This window comes from Pseudoalteromonas sp. BZB3 (genome assembly GCF_040104455.1).
In the GTDB taxonomy this organism is placed as follows: domain Bacteria; phylum Pseudomonadota; class Gammaproteobacteria; order Enterobacterales; family Alteromonadaceae; genus Pseudoalteromonas.
In genome coordinates, this window is sequence record NZ_JBECOS010000011.1 from 64,372 (window position 1) to 83,903 (window position 19,532).

A 19,532-nucleotide genomic window follows, 5' to 3' on the forward strand; every position below is an offset into this window, starting at 1 on the left:
GAGAAGTACAATAACAAGGTTATTAAGTAGTTGAGAGCTTCTATGCAAACCAATGCCAAGCATAATGCAAAGCAAATTTATAAACGTCTTTTTTCATACACCTATGATTTCAAATTAGCAGCCATATTCTCAGTCATTGGTATGCTGGGCTACGCGGCGATGGATGCCCAGTTCATACGCTTAATGCAGCCATTTATTGATGATGGTTTAACATCAAGAAATACAGAAGTATTAACTTGGGCCCCCGTGGTTGTTATTGTGCTTGTGCTAGGTCGCGGTGTATTTAATTACATGGCTTCTTATTGCTTAAGTTATGTTGGCTCTAGGGTAGTACAAAAACTAAGACAGCAATTATTTGAGCATATGTTGTTTTTACCCGTTTCATTTCATGATCAGCACTCCAATGGTGAACTGATATCTAAAATCACATTTGACACTGAACAAGTTCAACAAGCCATTACTAGAGCCTTACAAGTCATTATCAGAGAAGGCGCGTTTGTCTTTTTCTTACTGTACGTTATGTTCGAAGCGAACTGGAAGTTATCGTCAATATTTTTAACCGTCATTCCTGTAGTTGCAATAATTGTGGCTGTAGTCGCAAAACGTTTTAGAAAAATATCAAAAAATATTCAAGACGCCATGGGTGGGGTGACTCGTGGCTCAGAACAGATGTTGGCAGGCCATAAAGTGATCCATGGCTATGGTGGCCAAGATAAAGAAATTGCCAATTTCGCTCAAGTAAATAATCAAAACCGTCAGCAAAGAGTAAAAATGGATGCAACACGAGCTATCAGTGTCTCTGTTATTCAGTTTTTAGCGGCTGGTGCTATGGCATTAATTCTAGCCATTATTGCGATGCCAAGTGTTATCGATACCATTACTTCAGGCACATTTGTGGTTCTTTTGTCATCAATGATGATGATGTTAAAGCCACTAAAACAATTAGCGAATGTCAATGTCGAGTTGCAACGTGGTATTACTGCAGCACAAAGTATTTTTGAAACTTTAGATCTAGACATTGAAAAAGACACGGGCACACGCGAGCTCAAAAAAGCGCAGGGTGATATTGAAGTTAACAACATTACATTTACTTACCCTACGAAGGGGGAACCGGTTTTAAGTAATTTGTCATTAAAGATCCGAGCCGGTGAAAGTATCGCGTTAGTTGGTCGCTCTGGCTCTGGTAAATCTACATTGTCATCTCTATTGCCTCGTTTTTATGACTTCAAAGAGGGGGAAATTTTATTAGATGAACACAATATTTCAGAATATCCGCTTAAAGATCTTCGTGCACAATTTGCCATCGTTTCTCAGCAAGTGGTGTTGTTTAACGATACGTTGGCAAACAACATCTGTTATGGTGCCGATAAGGTTTTATCTGAACAAGAAATCATCGAAATAGCCAAAAAAGCCCATGTTTGGGAGTTTGTAAAAGACTTACCGCATGGTCTTAACACAGTGGTAGGTGAAAATGGAGTGATGTTGTCTGGTGGTCAAAGACAACGTATTGCAATTGCACGTGCAATCGTTAAGGATGCACCGATATTAATTCTAGACGAAGCCACTTCTGCACTCGATACTGAGTCTGAGCGTTTGATTCAAGCAGCCCTTGATGAACTGATGAGAGAAAAAACGTCTATTGTTATCGCTCATAGATTATCGACGATAGAAAACGCTGATTGTATTTATGTACTTGATAAAGGCAAAGTGATTGAGCAGGGCGATCATAAATCGTTACTTGCTCAAAAAGGCACCTATGCTGCGCTTTGCCAAATGCAATATGGCGAATAATCATGAGCTATATTGAATCATCTTGGTATAAAAAAAAGTCACTTTTGACTTGGCTGCTCGCGCCATTAAGTGGCCTTTTTTTCATCCTATCAAGTTTTAGAAAACTCCTGTTTAGACTCGGTATTGCAAAATCATTTAAGGCTGACATTCCAATTATAGTTGTCGGTAATATTGGTATTGGTGGCAATGGTAAAACTCCGTTTGTATTATGGCTAGTACCGCACTTGGAGAGTATGGGGCTGAAAGTAGGTGTGATTAGTCGAGGGTATGGTGCTAAAGCGCTTGCTTACCCATATGAATTATCAAGTACCTCGACGGTAGAAGAAGCCGGTGATGAACCCTTCCTAATTTACAATCGCTTGCTATGCCCTTTGGTGATAGGTGCAGATAGAGAAGCGAGTTATAAAATACTCAAAGAAAAATACAAAGTAGATGTCATCGTTTCTGATGATGGCATGCAGCATTATAAAATGCCAAGAGCCATTGAGTTTTGTATTATTGACTCAAAAAGGCGTTTCGGAAATGGTTTTTTAATTCCCGCGGGGCCATTACGAGAATTACCTTCGCGTATTAACAGTGTTGATTTAGCGATAGAAAATGGCGGTGATAGTCTCTTATCATATCAGTTAGCGACTTCAGGCTTTTATAGCGTGAAAAATAAAGAGTTTGCTGAGAACACACCGAACGAGGGGATTGCTGTCAGTGCCATTGGCTCTCCGAAGCGATTTGAAAAAAGCCTTGAAACACTCGGTAAAAAGTTGATTGAATGTAAGCATTTCCGTGATCATCATGCCTATACTGAACAAGACTTTATAGAAACAGAATCAAACGCTGTATTTATGACGGAAAAAGATGCCGTAAAATGTCAGCAATTTGCAAAAAATAATTGGTATTACTTAAAAGTAGACGCCACACCAACCAAAGAATTGATTGAACAGATTAATCAATTATTAAAACAAAAGGGTATTACACATGGCATTTGATAGAAAATTACTTGAGATCATCGCGTGTCCGGTAACAAAAGGAAAGTTACAGTACGATGCAGAAAATAAAGAGTTGATCAGCACAGCGGCTAAGCTTGCATACCCTATAAATGATGATATTCCAGTACTATTAGAAAATGAAGCGCGTGAACTTTCTGCTGATGAGGTAGAGCAGTGGAATTCGTAGTCGTTATTCCTGCACGTTACGCATCAACTCGTTTACCAGGCAAACCTTTGGCTGATATTTGCGGTAAGCCAATGATCCAAAGAGTTTATGAGCAAGCTTGTAAGTCAAAAGCTGCTGCGGTCTATATCGCTACAGATCATCAAAAAGTGTTTGAAAGCGCAACAAACTTTACAGACAATGTTTTGATGACTAGAGAAGACCATCAGTCAGGTACTGAGCGTTTGTCTGAAGTGGTTGAAAAATTATCGCTAGATAAAGATACAATCATCGTTAACGTTCAGGGTGATGAACCGCTATTAGAAGCTGAAAATATCGACCAAGTTGCAGAGCTGCTATTTAACTCTACAGCACCAATGGCAACGCTAAGTGTGGATATTGCAGACGAAGAAGAGGTTTACAATCCAAATGCAGTAAAGGTTGTTCAAGATGTGTATAACAACGCGTTATATTTTTCTCGTGCGTCTATTCCGTTTCAAAGAGACAGTATGCTAGCGAAAAAAGAAGCGATTCCTTTGCAGCATTTTCAAAGACATGTGGGTATTTATGCTTACAGAGCGGGTTTTATTTCTGAATATTTAAATCTTGATGTTTCACCATTAGAGGTTCAAGAATCACTTGAGCAGTTGCGTGTTTTGTACCACGGTTATCAAATAAAAATCACCAAAGCGTGTAAACCTGTTTATGCTGGTGTTGATACCCCTGAGGACTTACTTCGAGTTAATAACATTCTGAGTGGCAATGCTTAAAGTTATTTCTGACGAAGCTGATTTTATCGTTGCAATAAAACCTGCTGGACTTAGCTTTCACTCTGAGCAAGGCGCGGGTTTCGTTGCGCTTTTGGAAGCGCAGCAAGAGTACAAACTCTACCCGGTTCATAGGTTAGACAAGGTCACCTCTGGATTAATCGTCTTGGCTAAATCTAGCCAAGCAGCGGCTAGCCTAACTGAGTTATTCTCAAATCGATTAGTAGATAAGTTTTATCTAGCTATCACTGAAGGCAAGCCGAAGAAGAAACAAGGTTGGATAAAAGGCGATATGTCAGCGTCAAGGCGTGGTACTTATAAGCTCGAGAAAACATCTAATAACCCTGCTGTAACACGCTTTTATTCAACAAGTCTCGGTGAAGGCTTAAGAGGGGTAATATTAAAGCCATTCTCAGGTAAAACACACCAGCTGCGAGTGGCGATGAAAAGTATCTCAAGTCCAATATTGGGCGATACCGCATATACTTCCTCGCCATCCGACAGGGTATATCTGCATGCCTTTGCTTTGTCATTTCAATGGCAAGGTCAAGACAAGTATTTTACTTATTTGCCTGATACGGGCAAAGAATTTAGTAAACTAGTAACAACAGATGCTTTTCAACAATGGAAAGCGCCTTTGAATTTAGATTGGTAACATGACAGAAGAGCAACAATTACGATTTGGTGGCATTGGCCGTCTATATGGTGCACAAGCTTTAACTTGGCTAGGTGAAGCACATTTTTGTGTCATTGGTATTGGCGGTGTTGGTAGCTGGGTTGCAGAGGCTCTAGCGCGTACAGGTGTTGGTAAAATCACGCTGATTGATATGGATGATATTTGTGTGACCAATATCAACCGTCAGATCCATGCAATGACTGACTCTGTGGGTGAGCAAAAAATTGAAGCTATGGCTGCGCGTATTAAACAAATCAACCCAGAGTGCGATGTTCAACTCATTGATGATTTTTTAACGCTAGAGAACATTCGTGAATATATTACTGGCTTTGATTATGTTATTGACTGTATCGACGCGGTAAATGAAAAAGCAGCGTTGATCGCGCATTGTAAAAGAAACAAGATACCAGTAATCACAACCGGTGGTGCGGGTGGTCAAATCGATCCAAGCCAGATTTTATATGGTGATGTGGCAAAAACGACGCAAGATCCGTTATTGGCTAAAGTTCGTTACTTATTGCGTAAGAAGTATAACTTCACCACGAATCCTAAGCGTAAGTTTGCAGTGGACTGTGTATACTCAACTGAGCAATTGGCTTATCCCACAGCTGATGGTGAAGTTTGTCTTGCAAAGCAGGGCACTGAGGGGGCAAAGAATATGGACTGCGCGACAGGGTTTGGTTCTGCCACTATGGTCACAGCCAGTTTTGGCTTTTTCGCTTCATCAAAAGCAATAAAAAAATATCTAGAGAAAAAGAAAAAAACAGTGGCAGTTTAAAGCCACTGTTTTACTTGTTCATGAATGGTATCAGCAATGGCTTTGATACCATTGCCTCTTGATGGACTCAAATGCTTGATTAAGCCCAACTCTTCAAACTCATGGTAGGTATTAATATCTAAGCTTTGCTCTGGCGTTTTTCCTTGGTGCATAAGCATAATTAGTCCCATCAGACCTTTCACAATGCGCGTGTCAGAATCACCAATCAGCACAAGTATTTGATCATCACTCAATTCAACTCTCAGCCAGACTTTACTTTCACAGCCTTTAATCAAAACATCGTCTGTTTTTAGCAGCTCAGGCATTTCTGGTAAGCTTTTGCCGAGTAACATGATCTCTCGATACATTAACTGCCAAGATTTTAAATTAGAGAGTTTTTCTTTAAATTCTTTATACGTCATTTTTTAGATTTCAAGTAAGTCAATGGATTCTTTTAATGCATGAATAAATGCATCAATGTCGTCATGATTATTATAAAAAGCAAGGCTAACACGGATTGTGCCATCGATACCAAGTGACTTCATTAAGGGCTGTGTACAGTGGTGACCACTGCGTATTGCGATCCCATAGCCATTCAAAAATGTTGCCAGGTCAAAATGGTGCTCATTTTTATACCTAAAACTCACCGTGCCTATATTATTTTCAGTATCACCATAAATGATAATGCCATTAATGCTGCGCAAGTGAGTTAGCAAGTAGTCATAAAGCCCTTGCTCATATTGTTGTAATTCTTTGTGATCAATTGAGTTTAAAAAGTCGAGCGCAGCAGAAAAACCAATGACAGCTGAAATATTTGGAGTACCCGCCTCAAACTTGCTTGGTGCATCTTGAAATGATGTCAGCTCAAACGAAACTTCTTTGATCATTTCGCCACCAAACCTTAAAGGATTAAGTGCATTTAATTGGTCATATTTACCATACAAAACTCCCAATCCTGTCGGTCCCAATGCCTTATGTGCAGAAAATACATAAAAATCGCAGTCAAGTTTACGAAGATCAGGACGAAGGTGCATAAAGGCTTGTGCGCCATCAACAACGGTAGTTGCTGCAACTTTATGAGCAGCTTCAATAATTTTCTCTACAGGTTGAATATTTCCTAAGGCATTTGAAGCGTGGCTTATGGCAACAATTTTTGGTTTCTGTTCACAAATTAGTTCAACAGATGATTTTATATCTAAAATCCCCGATTCTTTGATAGGTAAAACTCTAAGAATACAGCCTCTTTCTTTACATAATTCTTGCCAAGGTACGATGTTTGCGTGATGTTCCAAAGCAGATACGCATATCACGTCACCTTGGTTTAGCTGCGCTTTAATTCCATTAGCTATAATATTAATGCTATCTGTTGCACCTGATGTCCAAACGACTTCTTTACTCTGAACATTTAAAAAATTAGCGACTTTTTCACGGGCTAGCTCAAATGCTGAGGTGGCTTGAGCGCTTAATGTGTGTAAACCTCTGTGTACATTTGCATTTTGCTCGCGATAAAAAGAATCTACAGCCTCGATAACTTGTCTTGGTTTTTGGCTCGTTGCACCCGAATCAAGATAGATAAAAAGGTCTTCATTGTTAGAAGTGTTAAAGATAGGGAACTGTTGTCTAAGCTCAGAGATAGGGCACATACTAAAGAAATTAAGTAAAATTTTGCAAATTATAACAATAAAAAAGGCCGCGAGTGCGGCCTTTTTCAAATCTTAAAGCATTATCTTTCAGATTTTGCTTTGTAGTCGCGCTGTGTATAGCCTGTGTAAAGCTGACGAGGACGACCAATTTTGTGACCTGGTTGAGAAAGCATCTCATCCCAGTGTGAGATCCAACCAACTGTACGAGACATTGCAAAAATTACAGTGAACATACTTGTTGGAATACCAATCGCTTTAAGAATGATACCTGAGTAGAAGTCTACGTTAGGGTATAGTTTCTTCTCGATGAAATATGGGTCTTCAAGCGCAATTTGCTCTAAACGCATAGCAACGTCTAGTAGCGGATCTTGAATGTTTAGCTCTTCAAGTACTTGGTGACACGTTTCACGCATTACTGTTGCACGAGGATCGAAGTTTTTGTAAACACGGTGACCAAAGCCCATTAGACGGAATGGGTCATTTTTGTCTTTCGCTTTAGCAACATACTCGTCAATACGATCAACTGAACCGATCTCTTCTAACATGTTTAAACATGCTTCGTTTGCACCACCGTGAGCAGGGCCCCATAGTGACGCGATACCAGCAGCGATACATGCATATGGGTTTGCACCAGAAGAACCAGCAAGACGAACAGTAGACGTTGAAGCGTTTTGCTCGTGATCAGCGTGAAGCATGAAAATACGGTCCATTGCTTTAGCAAGAACAGGGCTTACTTCATACTTTTCAGCTGGTACTGAGAACATCATGTGTAGGAAGTTTTCAGCGTAGCTAAGGTCGTTGCGTGGGTATACAAATGGCTGACCGATGTTGTACTTGTAACACATAGCCGCGATAGTAGGCAGTTTAGCGATTAGTTTAACCGCACTGCGGTGACGCTGTTCAGCATCTGAGATGTCTAAGTCATCATGGTAGAATGAAGAAAGTGCACCAACAACACCGCATAGCATAGCCATTGGGTGTGAATCTACACGGAAACCTTGGAAGAAAGCAGCAATCTTCTCGTGCATCATAGTGTTGGTTGTGATTTCTTCAGCGAACTCAGCATGTTGTTCTTCTGTAGGAAGTTCACCATTAAGAAGTAAGTAGCATAACTCGATGTAGTTTGAGTTCTCAGCTAACTGCTCGATAGGGTAACCACGGTGAAGTAGTACACCTTTACCGCCATCGATGTAGGTAATAGATGACTCACAAGAGCCAGTAGACATAAAACCTGGGTCATATGTGAAGTGGCCGTGAGCGCCTAAGGTACGAACGTCAATTACGTCTTGACCAGCAGTGCCAGAGTAAATTGGAAGTTCGATTGGATCATGACCATCAATATGGACTGTGGCTTTTTTATCTGCCATCTATTTATCTCCTATGAAATAACAATGTCGATTGTTATGTTGTGATACTAATGTTAAGCAAATTCAGATCATTTTAACGTATAACAGGGGTATAAAGTCAATTTTTATAAGGATTATGCAAAAATGGATAATAAATATTCTACTCGAGTTTAAATATTATACCATTGGCTAATTCGCAAGCTTCTCAATCTAAACAAGAATTGTAAAAGCACTCACGGCCTTATATACTGTATGCGGTTTAATACCATGTCGTCTGTGGGTAAACCTATTTTTACAACAAAAATCCGTTTCTGTTGCAAAAAAGGTTTACTTAGAGTGTGTCATTTATACATTCGGTATAAATGGTTTTATAAAAACAAGTAGATGAAGCTCCTTATGTGGGCAAGATGGGCAAGTAACTGTGAAAAAGCAAAGACCTGTAAATCTAGATCTTACGACTATATCTATGCCAGCAACTGCTAAAGCATCAATTCTTCACCGTATTTCGGGTGTGGCATTGTTCATTGCTTTAACTTTTGTTATCTGGGCTTGGTCTGAGTCTCTTTCTTCTCCTGAAGGGTTTGAATTTGTAAAAGAGCTATTCACTGGCTTTATTGCAAAATTCATTGCATGGGGCACCTTCGCGGCGCTTTCATATCACCTAATCGGTGGTATTCGCCACATGATCCAAGACATGGGTCACTGGGAAGAATTAGAATCGGGCAATAGCAGCGCTAAAATTGCGATTGCACTTTGGGTAATCGTTGCAATTCTAGCTGGAGTGTGGATATGGTCTTAAATCAAGCAACTCTGAAGCGTGATGGTGTACAAGATTATGTATCATTACGTGCTACCGCGTTAATTATTGCAGCATATGCATTCTTTATCGTTGGTTATTTATTCCTTACCCCTGAACTTACTTATGAAGCTTGGACGGGTTTATTCTCAAACCTTTTCGTTAAAGCAGCAACGTTTATCACTTTAGTGTGCATTATGGTTCACACTCGCATTGGTCTTTGGCAAGTCCTAACAGACTATGTGAAAGCATCTGCGTTGCGTTCAGTTTTAGGTTTCGTATTAAACCTTATGGCCGTTGCTTACGTAGCAATTGGTCTATTCGTTTTATGGGGTGTTTAAGTGAAATATAATGTTCGTGAATTTGATGCAGTAGTAGTAGGCGCCGGTGGTGCTGGTATGCGTGCTGCTCTTGCGATTTCTGAATCAGGCAAAAGCTGTGCCCTGATCTCTAAAGTATTCCCAACTCGTTCGCATACAGTGTCTGCGCAAGGTGGTATTACAGTTGCTCTTGGTAATTCTCATGAAGATAACTGGGAATGGCACATGTACGATACGGTTAAAGGTTCTGATTACATCGGTGACCAAGACGCTATCGAATACATGACTAAGACAGGTCCAGAAGCTATCACAGAACTTGAGAACATGGGTTTACCATTCTCGCGTTTCGAAAACGGCCGTGTTTACCAACGTCCATTTGGTGGTCAATCTAAAAACTTTGGTGGCGAACAGGCTGCGCGTACTGCAGCAGCAGCTGACCGTACTGGTCACGCACTACTTCACTGTCTTTACCAACAAAACGTTAAAAACAAAACAAACGTATTCTCTGAGTGGTATGCGTTAGACCTTGTTAAAAATGACAAGGGTGACGTTGTTGGTGTAACAGCCATCTGTATTGAATCAGGTGAAGTTGTTTACTTCAAATCAAAAGCTGTTGTACTTGCAACAGGTGGTGCTGGTCGTATTTATGCGTCTACAACGAATGCACACATTAATACTGGTGACGGTGTTGGTATGGCAGTTCGTGCAGGCATTGCTATGCAAGACATGGAAATGTGGCAGTTCCACCCAACGGGTATTGCTGGCGCAGGTACACTTGTAACTGAAGGTTGTCGTGGTGAAGGTGGTTACCTTCTTAATAAAGACGGCGAACGCTTCATGGAACGTTATGCGCCAAACGCTAAAGACTTAGCAGGTCGTGACGTTGTTGCACGTGCAATGATGACTGAGATCCGTGAAGGTCGTGGTTGTGAAGGTCCTTGGGGTCCACATATCAAACTTAAGCTTGACCATCTTGGTGCTGAAATGCTTAACCTACGTCTTCCAGGTGTTTGTGATCTATCTAAGACATTCGCACACGTTGACCCTGCAGAAGAGCCAATCCCTGTAATCCCAACATGTCACTACATGATGGGTGGTGTACCGACTAACGTAAATGGCCAAGTACTAAATGTGAATGAAAACGGTGACGAGCGCATCGTTGAAGGTCTATTCGCTGTTGGTGAAATTGCATGTGTATCTGTACACGGTGCAAACCGCCTAGGTGGTAACTCACTTCTTGACCTTGTTGTATTCGGTCGTGCGGCAGGTAACTTCTTAGGTACTTACCTGAAAGACTTTGAGTCTACAGGTGATGCGACGCAAGATAACATTGACGAAGCATTTGCTCGTTTCAATCGTTGGGAGAACTCTGAACCTGGTAAAGGTGAAGATCCAGCGCAAATCAAGAAAGACTTACAAGAGTGTATGCAGCTTAACTTCTCGGTATTCCGTGAAGGTGACTCAATGGCTGAAGGCCTTGAACAGCTTAAAGCGATTCGTGAGCGTCTTAAGCACGCACGTCTTGACGATAAGTCGTCAGACTTCAACACACAACGTATCGAATGTCTTGAGTTAGACAACCTTATGGAAACTGCTTACTCTACAGCAGTAGCTGCAAATTTCCGTACTGAAAGCCGTGGTGCTCACTCTCGCTTTGACTTCCCAGAGCGTGACGATGCAAACTGGCTATGTCACTCATTACATCACCCTGAGTCAGATGTGATGACTAAACGTGATGTAAACTTTGCGCCGACTACGCGTGAAGCATTCCCACCTAAAGCACGTACTTACTAGGAGTTAACGATGGCAACATTAGAATTTTCTGTTTATCGTTATAACCCTGATGTGGACAACGCGCCACGTATGCAGGATTATAAACTCGAGGTAGAAGAAGGCCGTGATATGATGGTTTTGGACGCGCTTTTATTATTAAAAGAGCAAGATCCAACACTATCTTTCCGTCGTTCTTGCCGTGAAGGTGTATGTGGCTCTGATGGTTTAAACATGAACGGCAAAAACGGCCTTGCATGTATTACTCCGTTATCTGCATTAAAGGGCAACAAAGTTATTTTACGTCCTTTACCAGGTTTACCAGTCATTCGTGACCTTGTTATCGACATGACTCAGTTCTACACTCAATACGAGAAAGTTAAGCCTTTCTTAATTAATGATAAGCCAACAGGTGGTATTGAGCGTCTTCAGAGTGTTGAAGATCGTGAAAAGCTTGATGGTCTTTATGAGTGTATTTTATGTGCTTGTTGTTCAACATCTTGTCCTTCATTCTGGTGGAATCCAGATAAGTTCATCGGTCCTGCAGGTCTATTACACGCTTACCGTTTCTTAGCGGATAGCCGTGATACTGCGACTGAAGAGCGTCTGAAAGATTTAGATGATGCATTTAGCGTATTCCGCTGTCACAGTATCATGAACTGTGTAAGCGTATGTCCAAAAGGCTTAAATCCAACTAAAGCCATTGGTCAGATTAAATCTATGTTGTTAAATCGTTCGGTTTAATCCATAGTTAAATCCACAAGATGGCATCTGCAGATGCCATCTTGTTTTAGTTTAATTTCTGCGCGAATAAAAAGGGCTAATTAATGCACGAAGGTGTGATGAAGGCATGGCTAGAATCTTCGCATTTATATGGCGGAAACGTAGCTTATGTAGAAGAGCTTTATGAAGCGTATCTAGACGATGCGACTTCAGTGCCAGAAGAATGGCGTGAAGTGTTTGATCAACTTCCTAAAGTTGATGGTGTGGATGTTGATGTAAAACATTCAGAAGTGAAAGCACAATTTGCTGAACTTGCGAAAAACAAACACAGAGAAGTAGTTGTTGCAGCAGCTGGTACTACAGATGCTAAACAAGTACGTGTACTACAGCTTATTAATGCGTTTAGATTCCGAGGCCATCAAAATGCAAACCTAGATCCGTTAGGTTTGTGGCAACGTGAACGTGTTAGAGATCTAGATTTGTCTTACCATGATCTAGACAATGCTGACTTAGACAAAGAATTTAACGTTGGCTCTTTTGCTTGTGGCAAAGAGACAATGAAACTAAAAGACTTGTATGCAGCCTTGAAAACCACTTATTGTGGTTCTGTTGGTGCTGAATACATGCATATCACTTCTACAGAAGAAAAACGTTGGTTACAAAAACGTTTAGAATCTACCTTCTCACAGCCTCAATTTAGCAAAGAAACTAAACTTAGAATTCTTAAAGGTCTAATTGCAGCTGATGGTCTTGAAAAGTATTTAGGTGCAAAATTCCCTGGTGCAAAACGCTTCTCTTTAGAAGGTGGTGATGCATTGGTACCTATGCTTAAAGAGCTTATTCACCGTGCAGGTGAAAGCGGCCAAGAAGAAGCTGTAATTGGTATGGCACACCGTGGTCGCTTAAACGTTCTTGTAAACGTACTAGGTAAAAATCCACAGGTTCTTTTTGATGAGTTTGCTGGTAAATACGGTGAACTAGCTGGTTCGGGTGATGTTAAATATCACATGGGTTATTCGTCTGACTTCGCTACCAATGGTGGTGATGTTCATATGGCGCTTGCATTCAACCCATCTCACCTTGAAATCGTTAATCCTGTAGTTATGGGGTCAGTAAGAGCACGTCTTGACCGTTTAGGTTGTAAGAACGGTTCTAAAGCGCTACCTATTACTATTCACGGTGACTCAGCAATTGCTGGTCAAGGTGTTGTTCAAGAAACATTCAATTTATCGCAAACACGTGCATTTGGCGTTGGTGGTACAGTTCGAATCGTTGTAAACAACCAGGTAGGCTTCACAACATCTAAGCAAGAAGATGTGCGTTCTACAGATTATTGTACTGACATCGCTAAGATGGTTCAGGCTCCAATCTTCCATGTGAATTCTGATGATCCAGAAGCAGTTGCATTTGTAACTCAGCTAGCACTTGATTTCCGTAATCAGTTTAAGCGCGATGTTGTTATTGACTTAGTTTGTTACCGTCGTCACGGTCACAACGAAGCAGATGAGCCAAATGCAACACAGCCACTGATGTATCAAAAAATCAAAAAGCACCCAGTTCCTCGTCAGCTTTATGCAGACAAGCTTGCTGCTGAAGGTGTGATTTCTGCTGATGAGTCAAAAGCGCTTGCGAATGAATACCGCAATGGCTTAGACAACGGTGTATGTGTTGTTGAAGAAGTTAAAGAAGAAACTAAGCACTCATCTGATTGGTCTAAGTTTGTAGGTCATGATTGGGATGTAGCTTACGATCCGAAGGTATCTGTTGAGAAGCTGAAAGAGCTTGGTAATGTGCTTGCTGCTTATCCAGAAAACCACAAAGCACAGTCTCGTGTTAAGAAAATATATGACGACCGTAAAGCAATGGCGAGCGGTGACAAATTACTAGACTGGGGTATGGCTGAATCTTTGGCGTATGCAACTTTAGTAGATGAAGGCACAGACGTCCGTATGACAGGTCAGGATTCTGGCCGTGGTACTTTCTTCCACCGTCATGCTGTTGTTCACAACCAAGAAGATGCATCTGTTTACCTACCTCTACAGAATATCCGTGAAGGTCAGGGCGCATTTGAAGTTTATGACTCAGTGTTATCTGAAGAAGCTGTATTAGCGTTTGAATATGGTTATGCAACAGCAGAGCCTACTTCACTGGTTCTTTGGGAAGCTCAGTTCGGTGACTTCGCTAACGGTGCTCAAGTTGTATTTGACCAGTTCTTGAGCTCAGGCGAGCAAAAGTGGGGTCGTCTATGTGGCTTAACTATGCTTCTTCCACATGGCTATGAAGGTCAGGGGCCAGAGCACAGTTCTGCACGTTTAGAACGTTACCTACAACTATGTGCTGACCATAATATGCAGGTGTGTGTTCCTTCAACACCAGCTCAAGTTTATGCAATGCTTCGTCGTCAATCGGTTCGTCCTTTGCGTCGTCCTCTGATTGTAATGACACCTAAGTCACTATTACGTCATCCTCTAGCTGTTTCTTCTTTAGATGAGCTTTCGGAAGGTGTTTTCCACAACATGATTGATGAGATTGACGATATCAATCCTGAAAATGTTGAAAGAGTGGTTTTCTGTAGTGGTAAAGTTTATTACGAACTATTGCAAGAGCGTCGTAAACTTGAATTAAACAATGTTGCTATTGTTCGTGTTGAACAGCTATATCCTTTCCCTCACCAGGAAATGGAAGACATCATGTCTCGCTATCAACATGTTAAAGATTTTGTATGGTGTCAAGAAGAGCCACAAAACCAAGGTGCTTGGTATTGCTCTCAACACCACTTCTGGGAAGCAATCCCAGCAGGTGCAAATCTTTCTTACGCAGGACGTAAGGCTTCAGCTGCTCCAGCATGTGGTTATATGTCTACTCATACTAAAGAACAAAACGCGTTAGTTGCTGACGCATTAACAATTAAGAAATAAGGGATAAGAGATGACAACCGAAATTAAGGTTCCAGTTCTTCCTGAGTCAGTAGCAGACGCTACTGTCGCGACTTGGCATGTTAAAGTTGGTGACGCTGTATCACGCGACCAAAACTTAGTTGACATCGAAACTGACAAAGTTGTTCTAGAGGTAGTTGCACCAGAAGATGGTGTAATTGTTTCTATCTCTGAAGATGAAGGCGCAACTGTATTAGGCGAGCAAGTGATTGCTCAACTTGGTGCTGCTGGCGAAGCTGCTGCACCAGCTCAACAATCAAATGAACAAGCTGCACCAGTAGCTGCTGCAGCAACAGAAGGTAAAGACGTGGAAATTAAAGTACCTGTACTTCCAGAATCAGTAGCAGACGCTACAATTGCAACTTGGCATGTTCAACCTGGTGAAGCGGTAAGCCGTGACCAGAATCTTGTTGATATTGAAACAGACAAGGTTGTACTAGAAGTTGTTGCACCTGAAGACGGTGTGATGGGTGAGCAGATCCATGCTGAAGGTGAAACTGTACTTGGTGAACAAGTCATTGGTAATATCGTTGTTGGCGCTTCTGCTCCAGCGGCGGCACCTGCTGAAGCGGCACCAGCTTCTGATGAGTCTTCAGACGTATTAACACCGTCAGTTCGTCGTTTAATCGCTGAAAAAGGCCTTGATGCTTCGCAGATCAAAGGTACTGGTAAAGGCGGTCGTATCACGAAAGAAGACGTTGATGCATTCCTTAAAGCTCCAGCGGCTAAGCCTGCTGCGGCTCCTTCGGCAGCATCTGCACAAGCACCTGCTGCGCCTTTAGGTGACCGTTCACAGAAACGTGTACCAATGACACGTCTACGTAAGACAATTGCTAATCGTCTTCTTGAAGCTAAGAACTCAACGGCAATGCTTACTACGTTCAACGAAGTTAACATGAAGCCAATCATGGACCTTCGTAAGCAATACAAAGACGTATTTGAAGAGCGTCACGGTATCCGTTTAGGTTTCATGTCTTTCTATGTGAAAGCTGTAACTGAAGCACTTAAGCGTTTCCCTGAAGTAAATGCGTCAATTGACGGTGATGACATCGTTTACCACAACTACTTTGATATCAGCATCGCGGTTTCTACTCCACGTGGCCTTGTTACACCAGTTCTTCGTGACTGTGACAAGCTTTCAGTTGCTGAAATCGAGAAGGGTATCCGTGAATTAGCGCTTAAAGGTCGTGACGGCAAACTAACTGTTGACGATATGACAGGCGGTAACTTCACTATCACTAATGGTGGTGTATTCGGTTCATTACTTTCTACACCTATCATCAACTTACCTCAGTCTTCAATTCTTGGTATGCACAAAATCCAAGAGCGTCCTATGGCTGTAAACGGTAATGTTGAAATTTTACCTATGATGTACCTAGCGCTTTCTTACGACCACCGCCAAATCGATGGTAAAGAATCAGTAGGCTTCTTGGTAACAATTAAGGAACTTCTTGAAGATCCAACGCGTCTTCTTCTAGACGTATAATAGTTATTGTTTAGATATTAAGCTGTATGACTCATCATACAGCTTTTTTTTTGCGGCTTTGGTCTAACTAGGGTTTTCATACTTAGCCTTGGGATCTATACTAGGGGCGCAATTTGGGATAGCTATTTATGAAATGTAGATAGCTTTAATAGTATAAGAAATTGGATAAAGCATCATGAATTTGCATGAGTATCAGGCAAAACAACTTTTTGCCGACTATGGTTTACCTGTATCTGAAGGTTTCGCTTGTGATACACCACAAGAAGCAGTTGAAGCTGCTGGTAAAATCGGTGGTGACAAGTGGGTTGTTAAATGTCAAGTGCACGCAGGTGGACGTGGTAAAGCTGGCGGTGTAAAACTAGCTGACAGCAAAGACGAAATCCGCGCATTCGCAGAAAACTGGTTAGGTAAAAACTTAGTAACTTACCAAACAGACGAAAAAGGTCAGCCAGTTGCTAAAATCTTAGTAGAAAGCTGCACTGATATTGCAAATGAATTATACCTAGGTGCTGTTGTAGACCGTGCTTCACGTAAAATCGTGTTCATGGCTTCAACTGAAGGTGGTGTAGAAATCGAGCAAGTTGCTGAAGAAACACCAGAACTAATTCACAAAGCAGAAATCGATCCATTAGTAGGCCCTCAGGCATACCAAGGTCGTGAGCTAGGCTTCAAACTAGGTCTAACTCCTGCACAAATTAAACAGTTCACTAAGATCTTCCTAGGTCTTGCGAACATGTTCATCGATCACGATTTCGCACTTCTTGAAATCAACCCTCTAGTAATCACAGACGCTGGTAACCTTCACTGTCTAGACGGTAAGATCGGTGTAGACGGTAACGCATTATTCCGTCAGCCTAAGATCCGTGAATTCCACGATCCTTCACAAGAAGACGCACGTGAAGCTCACGCAGCAAGCTTCGAGCTAAACTACGTTGCGCTAGACGGTAACGTTGGTTGTATGGTTAACGGTGCAGGCCTAGCAATGGGTACTATGGACATCGTAAACCTACACGGTGGTAAGCCAGCTAACTTCCTAGATGTTGGTGGCGGTGCTACTAAAGAGCGTGTTGCTGAAGCATTCAAGATCATCCTTTCTGATGACAATGTTAAAGCAGTTCTAGTTAACATCTTCGGTGGTATCGTACGTTGTGATATGATCGCAGAAGGTATCATTGGTGCTGTTAAAGAAGTTGGTGTAAACGTACCAGTTGTTGTACGTCTTGAAGGTACTAACTCTGAACTAGGTCGTGAAGTTCTTGCTAACTCTGATCTTGACATCATTGCAGCTGAGTCTCTAACTGACGCTGCTGAGAAAGTAGTTGCTGCTGCGGAGGGCAAATAATGTCTGTTTTAATTAACAAAGATACTAAAGTAATCTGTCAAGGTTTCACTGGTGGTCAAGGTACTTTCCACTCAGAGCAAGCTATCCAGTACGGTACACAGATGGTTGGTGGTGTTTCTCCAGGTAAAGGTGGTACAACTCACCTAGGTCTTCCTGTATTCAACACTGTACGTGAAGCTGTAGACACTACTGGCGCAACTGCTTCAGTTATCTACGTTCCAGCTGCGTTCTGTAAAGATGCTATCTTAGAAGCAATCGATGCTGGTATCCAGCTGATCGTTTGTATCACTGAAGGTATCCCTACACTAGACATGGTTGACGTGAAAGAGAAGCTTGAGCAAACTGGCGTTCGTATGATCGGTCCTAACTGCCCAGGTGTTATCACTCCAGGTGAAACTAAAATCGGTATCATGCCTGGTCACATCCACAAGCCAGGTAAAGTAGGTATCGTATCACGTTCTGGTACGCTTACTTATGAAGCAGTTAAGCAAACAACTGACGCAGGTTTCGGTCAATCAACGTGTGTTGGTATCGGTGGTGACCCAATTCCTGGTACTAACTTCATCGACGTACTTGAAATGTTCGAGAAAGACGAGCAGACTGAAGCTATCGTAATGATCGGTGAGATCGGTGGTACAGCTGAAGAAGAAGCAGCTGAGTACATCAAGCACAACGTAACTAAGCCAGTTGTTTCTTACATCGCTGGTGTTACAGCTCCTCCAGGTAAGCGCATGGGCCATGCTGGTGCAATTATCTCTGGTGGTAAAGGTACAGCTGACGAGAAGTTCGCTGCACTAGAAGCTGCAGGTGTTAAGACTGTTCGTTCACTAGCTGACATCGGTGTTGCACTTAAAGAAAAAGCGGGTTGGTAATCTAACCTTGCTTGAAAAAGGCTCCTGAGGGAGCCTTTTTTGTATTTAAATTTCTATAGCTAGAAGCTAGGAATGTAAAATAAAATTTAAATTTGTTCTTCTTCACGAAGTGTGAGTACTTCAAAACTATCTTTTGTGACAAGAATAGTGTGTTCAGCTTGTGCTGAAAGCTTTCTGTCTTTAGTCACTACAGTCCAACCATCTTTCTTTGTTTTAACGCGAGCTGTGCCTTGGTTGATCATTGGTTCAATGGTGAAAGTCATGCCTTCTTTTAATGTTAGGCCAGTGTTAGGGCGGCCATAATGTAAAACATTTGGCTCTTCATGCATTTCTCGGCCTATACCGTGACCGCAATACTCTTTTACAACCGTGTAGCCAAATTTACTCACATAATTCTGTATTGCAAATCCAATATCACCTAGCTTTGCACCTGGCTTTACGGTTTTTATACCTAACCACATCGCTTCTGTTGTGACTTTGACTAATGCTCTGGCATCAGGTTTAGCATCCGGCATGACATACATTTTACTTGAGTCTGTGATAAAACCATTTTTCTCTAAGGTAATGTCGATATTGACGATATCGGTGCTTTTTAAAATTTGGCTTGCACTAGGAACGCCGTGACAGACTACTTCGTTAACTGAGCTATTGAGACAATACTGATAGCCGTATTGTCCTTTTGAAGCAGGGCGCGCCTTTAATTCATTAATGATATAGCTTTCTACTTGCGAATCTATATCTAGCGTTGAAACACCGGGTTTGATGAAATTATCGAGCATTTTGAACACTTGGGCGAGCAATTTGCCTGATTCTCGCATCAGTTCAATTTCATCTACCGATTTAATGGTAACTTCATTCATTCAGTGATGCCTCTTTTTGTCGCTGTAACATGAGCTCTTGTTGAATTAACTCGTTAAATGTTTTGTCAGGATGCATTTCGCATAAGCGACCGATTTTTATCCAAAATTCGGCTTGTGAGTTGATAGAGCGAGACATAACTGACGACGTTGTACGAATTTCTTCGTGTAGTTCATCTGAAATTTTTACAATACCCATTATATATTCCATATATAAAACATATATGCATTGTATATCGTAAAATAAAAAAAGGAAGCGAATGCTTCCTTTGGTTTCCTTAACATTACATCTAAAATGCTTTTT

The 19,532-nt window shown here is 41.5% G+C and carries 19 protein-coding genes; 14 read left to right on the forward strand and 5 right to left on the reverse strand.

Annotated features, from left to right (window positions below; translation table 11 throughout):
* The first annotated feature begins 42 nt into the window (after positions 1 to 42).
* From msbA to tcdA, 6 genes are read left to right on the forward strand one after another with little or no spacing between them, the layout of a single operon-like run.
* Positions 43 to 1,791: a lipid A export permease/ATP-binding protein MsbA gene (gene msbA, locus ABMY35_RS12645; protein WP_349286522.1), complete on the forward strand. Its 1,749-nt coding sequence runs from the start codon at positions 43 to 45 to the stop codon at positions 1,789 to 1,791.
* Positions 1,792 to 1,793: 2 nt separating this feature from the next.
* Complete coding sequence (gene lpxK / locus ABMY35_RS12650) at positions 1,794 to 2,774, forward strand: tetraacyldisaccharide 4'-kinase (protein ID WP_349286523.1); 981 nt, start codon at positions 1,794 to 1,796, stop codon at positions 2,772 to 2,774.
* Positions 2,764 to 2,961, forward strand: coding sequence for a Trm112 family protein (locus ABMY35_RS12655; protein ID WP_130253800.1), 198 nt, complete (start codon positions 2,764 to 2,766; stop codon positions 2,959 to 2,961). The genes lpxK and ABMY35_RS12655 overlap by 11 nt, the downstream gene beginning before the upstream one ends.
* Complete coding sequence (gene kdsB / locus ABMY35_RS12660; protein WP_349286524.1) at positions 2,949 to 3,707, forward strand: 3-deoxy-manno-octulosonate cytidylyltransferase; 759 nt, start codon at positions 2,949 to 2,951, stop codon at positions 3,705 to 3,707. Before ABMY35_RS12655 ends, kdsB begins: the two co-directional genes overlap by 13 nt.
* Positions 3,700 to 4,359 carry a TIGR01621 family pseudouridine synthase gene (locus ABMY35_RS12665; protein ID WP_349286525.1) on the forward strand — a complete coding sequence of 220 codons (660 nt, stop codon included), beginning with the start codon at positions 3,700 to 3,702 and terminating at the stop codon, positions 4,357 to 4,359. Before kdsB ends, ABMY35_RS12665 begins: the two co-directional genes overlap by 8 nt.
* Position 4,360: 1 nt before the next feature.
* Positions 4,361 to 5,158, forward strand: a complete 798-nt coding sequence (gene tcdA / locus ABMY35_RS12670; protein ID WP_349286526.1) for a tRNA cyclic N6-threonylcarbamoyladenosine(37) synthase TcdA — start codon at positions 4,361 to 4,363, stop codon at positions 5,156 to 5,158.
* Here tcdA and ABMY35_RS12675 read toward each other — a convergent pair.
* The 3 genes from ABMY35_RS12675 to ABMY35_RS12685 all read right to left on the reverse strand — a co-directional run bounded on the left by ABMY35_RS12675 (position 5,155) and on the right by ABMY35_RS12685 (position 8,147).
* Entirely contained in the window at positions 5,155 to 5,559 is a 405-nt protein-coding gene (locus tag ABMY35_RS12675) for a SufE family protein (protein WP_349286527.1), read from the reverse strand. The two genes, tcdA and ABMY35_RS12675, sit on opposite strands and share 4 nt — an antisense overlap.
* A gap of 3 nt (positions 5,560 to 5,562) precedes the next feature.
* Positions 5,563 to 6,780, reverse strand: a complete 1,218-nt coding sequence (locus ABMY35_RS12680) for a cysteine desulfurase (RefSeq protein ID WP_349286528.1) — start codon at positions 6,778 to 6,780, stop codon at positions 5,563 to 5,565.
* Between the two features lie 80 nt (positions 6,781 to 6,860).
* A complete protein-coding gene (locus tag ABMY35_RS12685; RefSeq protein ID WP_130253794.1) occupies positions 6,861 to 8,147 on the reverse strand; it encodes a citrate synthase in 1,287 nt (428 codons plus the stop codon).
* 400 nt (positions 8,148 to 8,547) lie between these two features.
* Here ABMY35_RS12685 and sdhC point away from each other — a divergent pair, with 400 nt between their 5' ends.
* From sdhC to sucD, 8 genes are all read left to right on the forward strand, one after another.
* On the forward strand, positions 8,548 to 8,925 hold the full coding sequence (sdhC, locus tag ABMY35_RS12690; RefSeq protein WP_058029933.1) for a succinate dehydrogenase, cytochrome b556 subunit: 378 nt from the start codon (positions 8,548 to 8,550) through the stop codon (positions 8,923 to 8,925).
* Positions 8,916 to 9,263 (forward strand): succinate dehydrogenase, hydrophobic membrane anchor protein, encoded by a 348-nt coding sequence (gene sdhD, locus ABMY35_RS12695; protein ID WP_058029932.1) that lies wholly within the window; start codon positions 8,916 to 8,918, stop codon positions 9,261 to 9,263. The genes sdhC and sdhD overlap by 10 nt, the downstream gene beginning before the upstream one ends.
* Entirely contained in the window at positions 9,264 to 11,036 is a 1,773-nt protein-coding gene (gene sdhA, locus ABMY35_RS12700; protein WP_349286529.1) for a succinate dehydrogenase flavoprotein subunit, read from the forward strand.
* A 9-nt stretch (positions 11,037 to 11,045) separates the two neighbouring features.
* A complete protein-coding gene (locus tag ABMY35_RS12705) occupies positions 11,046 to 11,756 on the forward strand; it encodes a succinate dehydrogenase iron-sulfur subunit (protein WP_058029930.1) in 711 nt (236 codons plus the stop codon).
* 83 nt (positions 11,757 to 11,839) lie between these two features.
* The gene (locus ABMY35_RS12710) at positions 11,840 to 14,653 is read left to right on the forward strand and encodes a 2-oxoglutarate dehydrogenase E1 component (protein ID WP_349286530.1); all 2,814 of its coding nucleotides are present in this window, start codon (positions 11,840 to 11,842) and stop codon (positions 14,651 to 14,653) included.
* Between the two features lie 10 nt (positions 14,654 to 14,663).
* On the forward strand, positions 14,664 to 16,157 hold the full coding sequence (gene odhB / locus ABMY35_RS12715; protein WP_349286531.1) for a 2-oxoglutarate dehydrogenase complex dihydrolipoyllysine-residue succinyltransferase: 1,494 nt from the start codon (positions 14,664 to 14,666) through the stop codon (positions 16,155 to 16,157).
* Positions 16,158 to 16,332: 175 nt separating this feature from the next.
* Entirely contained in the window at positions 16,333 to 17,499 is a 1,167-nt protein-coding gene (sucC, locus tag ABMY35_RS12720) for an ADP-forming succinate--CoA ligase subunit beta (RefSeq protein WP_058029927.1), read from the forward strand.
* On the forward strand, positions 17,499 to 18,371 hold the full coding sequence (sucD, locus tag ABMY35_RS12725) for a succinate--CoA ligase subunit alpha (protein WP_349286532.1): 873 nt from the start codon (positions 17,499 to 17,501) through the stop codon (positions 18,369 to 18,371). Before sucC ends, sucD begins: the two co-directional genes overlap by 1 nt.
* Positions 18,372 to 18,457: 86 nt before the next feature.
* Here the strand turns inward: sucD and map are convergent, their stop codons facing one another.
* Both map and ABMY35_RS12735 read right to left on the reverse strand, forming a co-directional pair.
* Positions 18,458 to 19,231, reverse strand: coding sequence for a type I methionyl aminopeptidase (map, locus tag ABMY35_RS12730; protein ID WP_349286533.1), 774 nt, complete (start codon positions 19,229 to 19,231; stop codon positions 18,458 to 18,460).
* Positions 19,224 to 19,427, reverse strand: a complete 204-nt coding sequence (locus tag ABMY35_RS12735; RefSeq protein WP_138478613.1) for a ParD-like family protein — start codon at positions 19,425 to 19,427, stop codon at positions 19,224 to 19,226. Before ABMY35_RS12735 ends, map begins: the two co-directional genes overlap by 8 nt.
* Positions 19,428 to 19,532 lie beyond the last annotated feature (105 nt).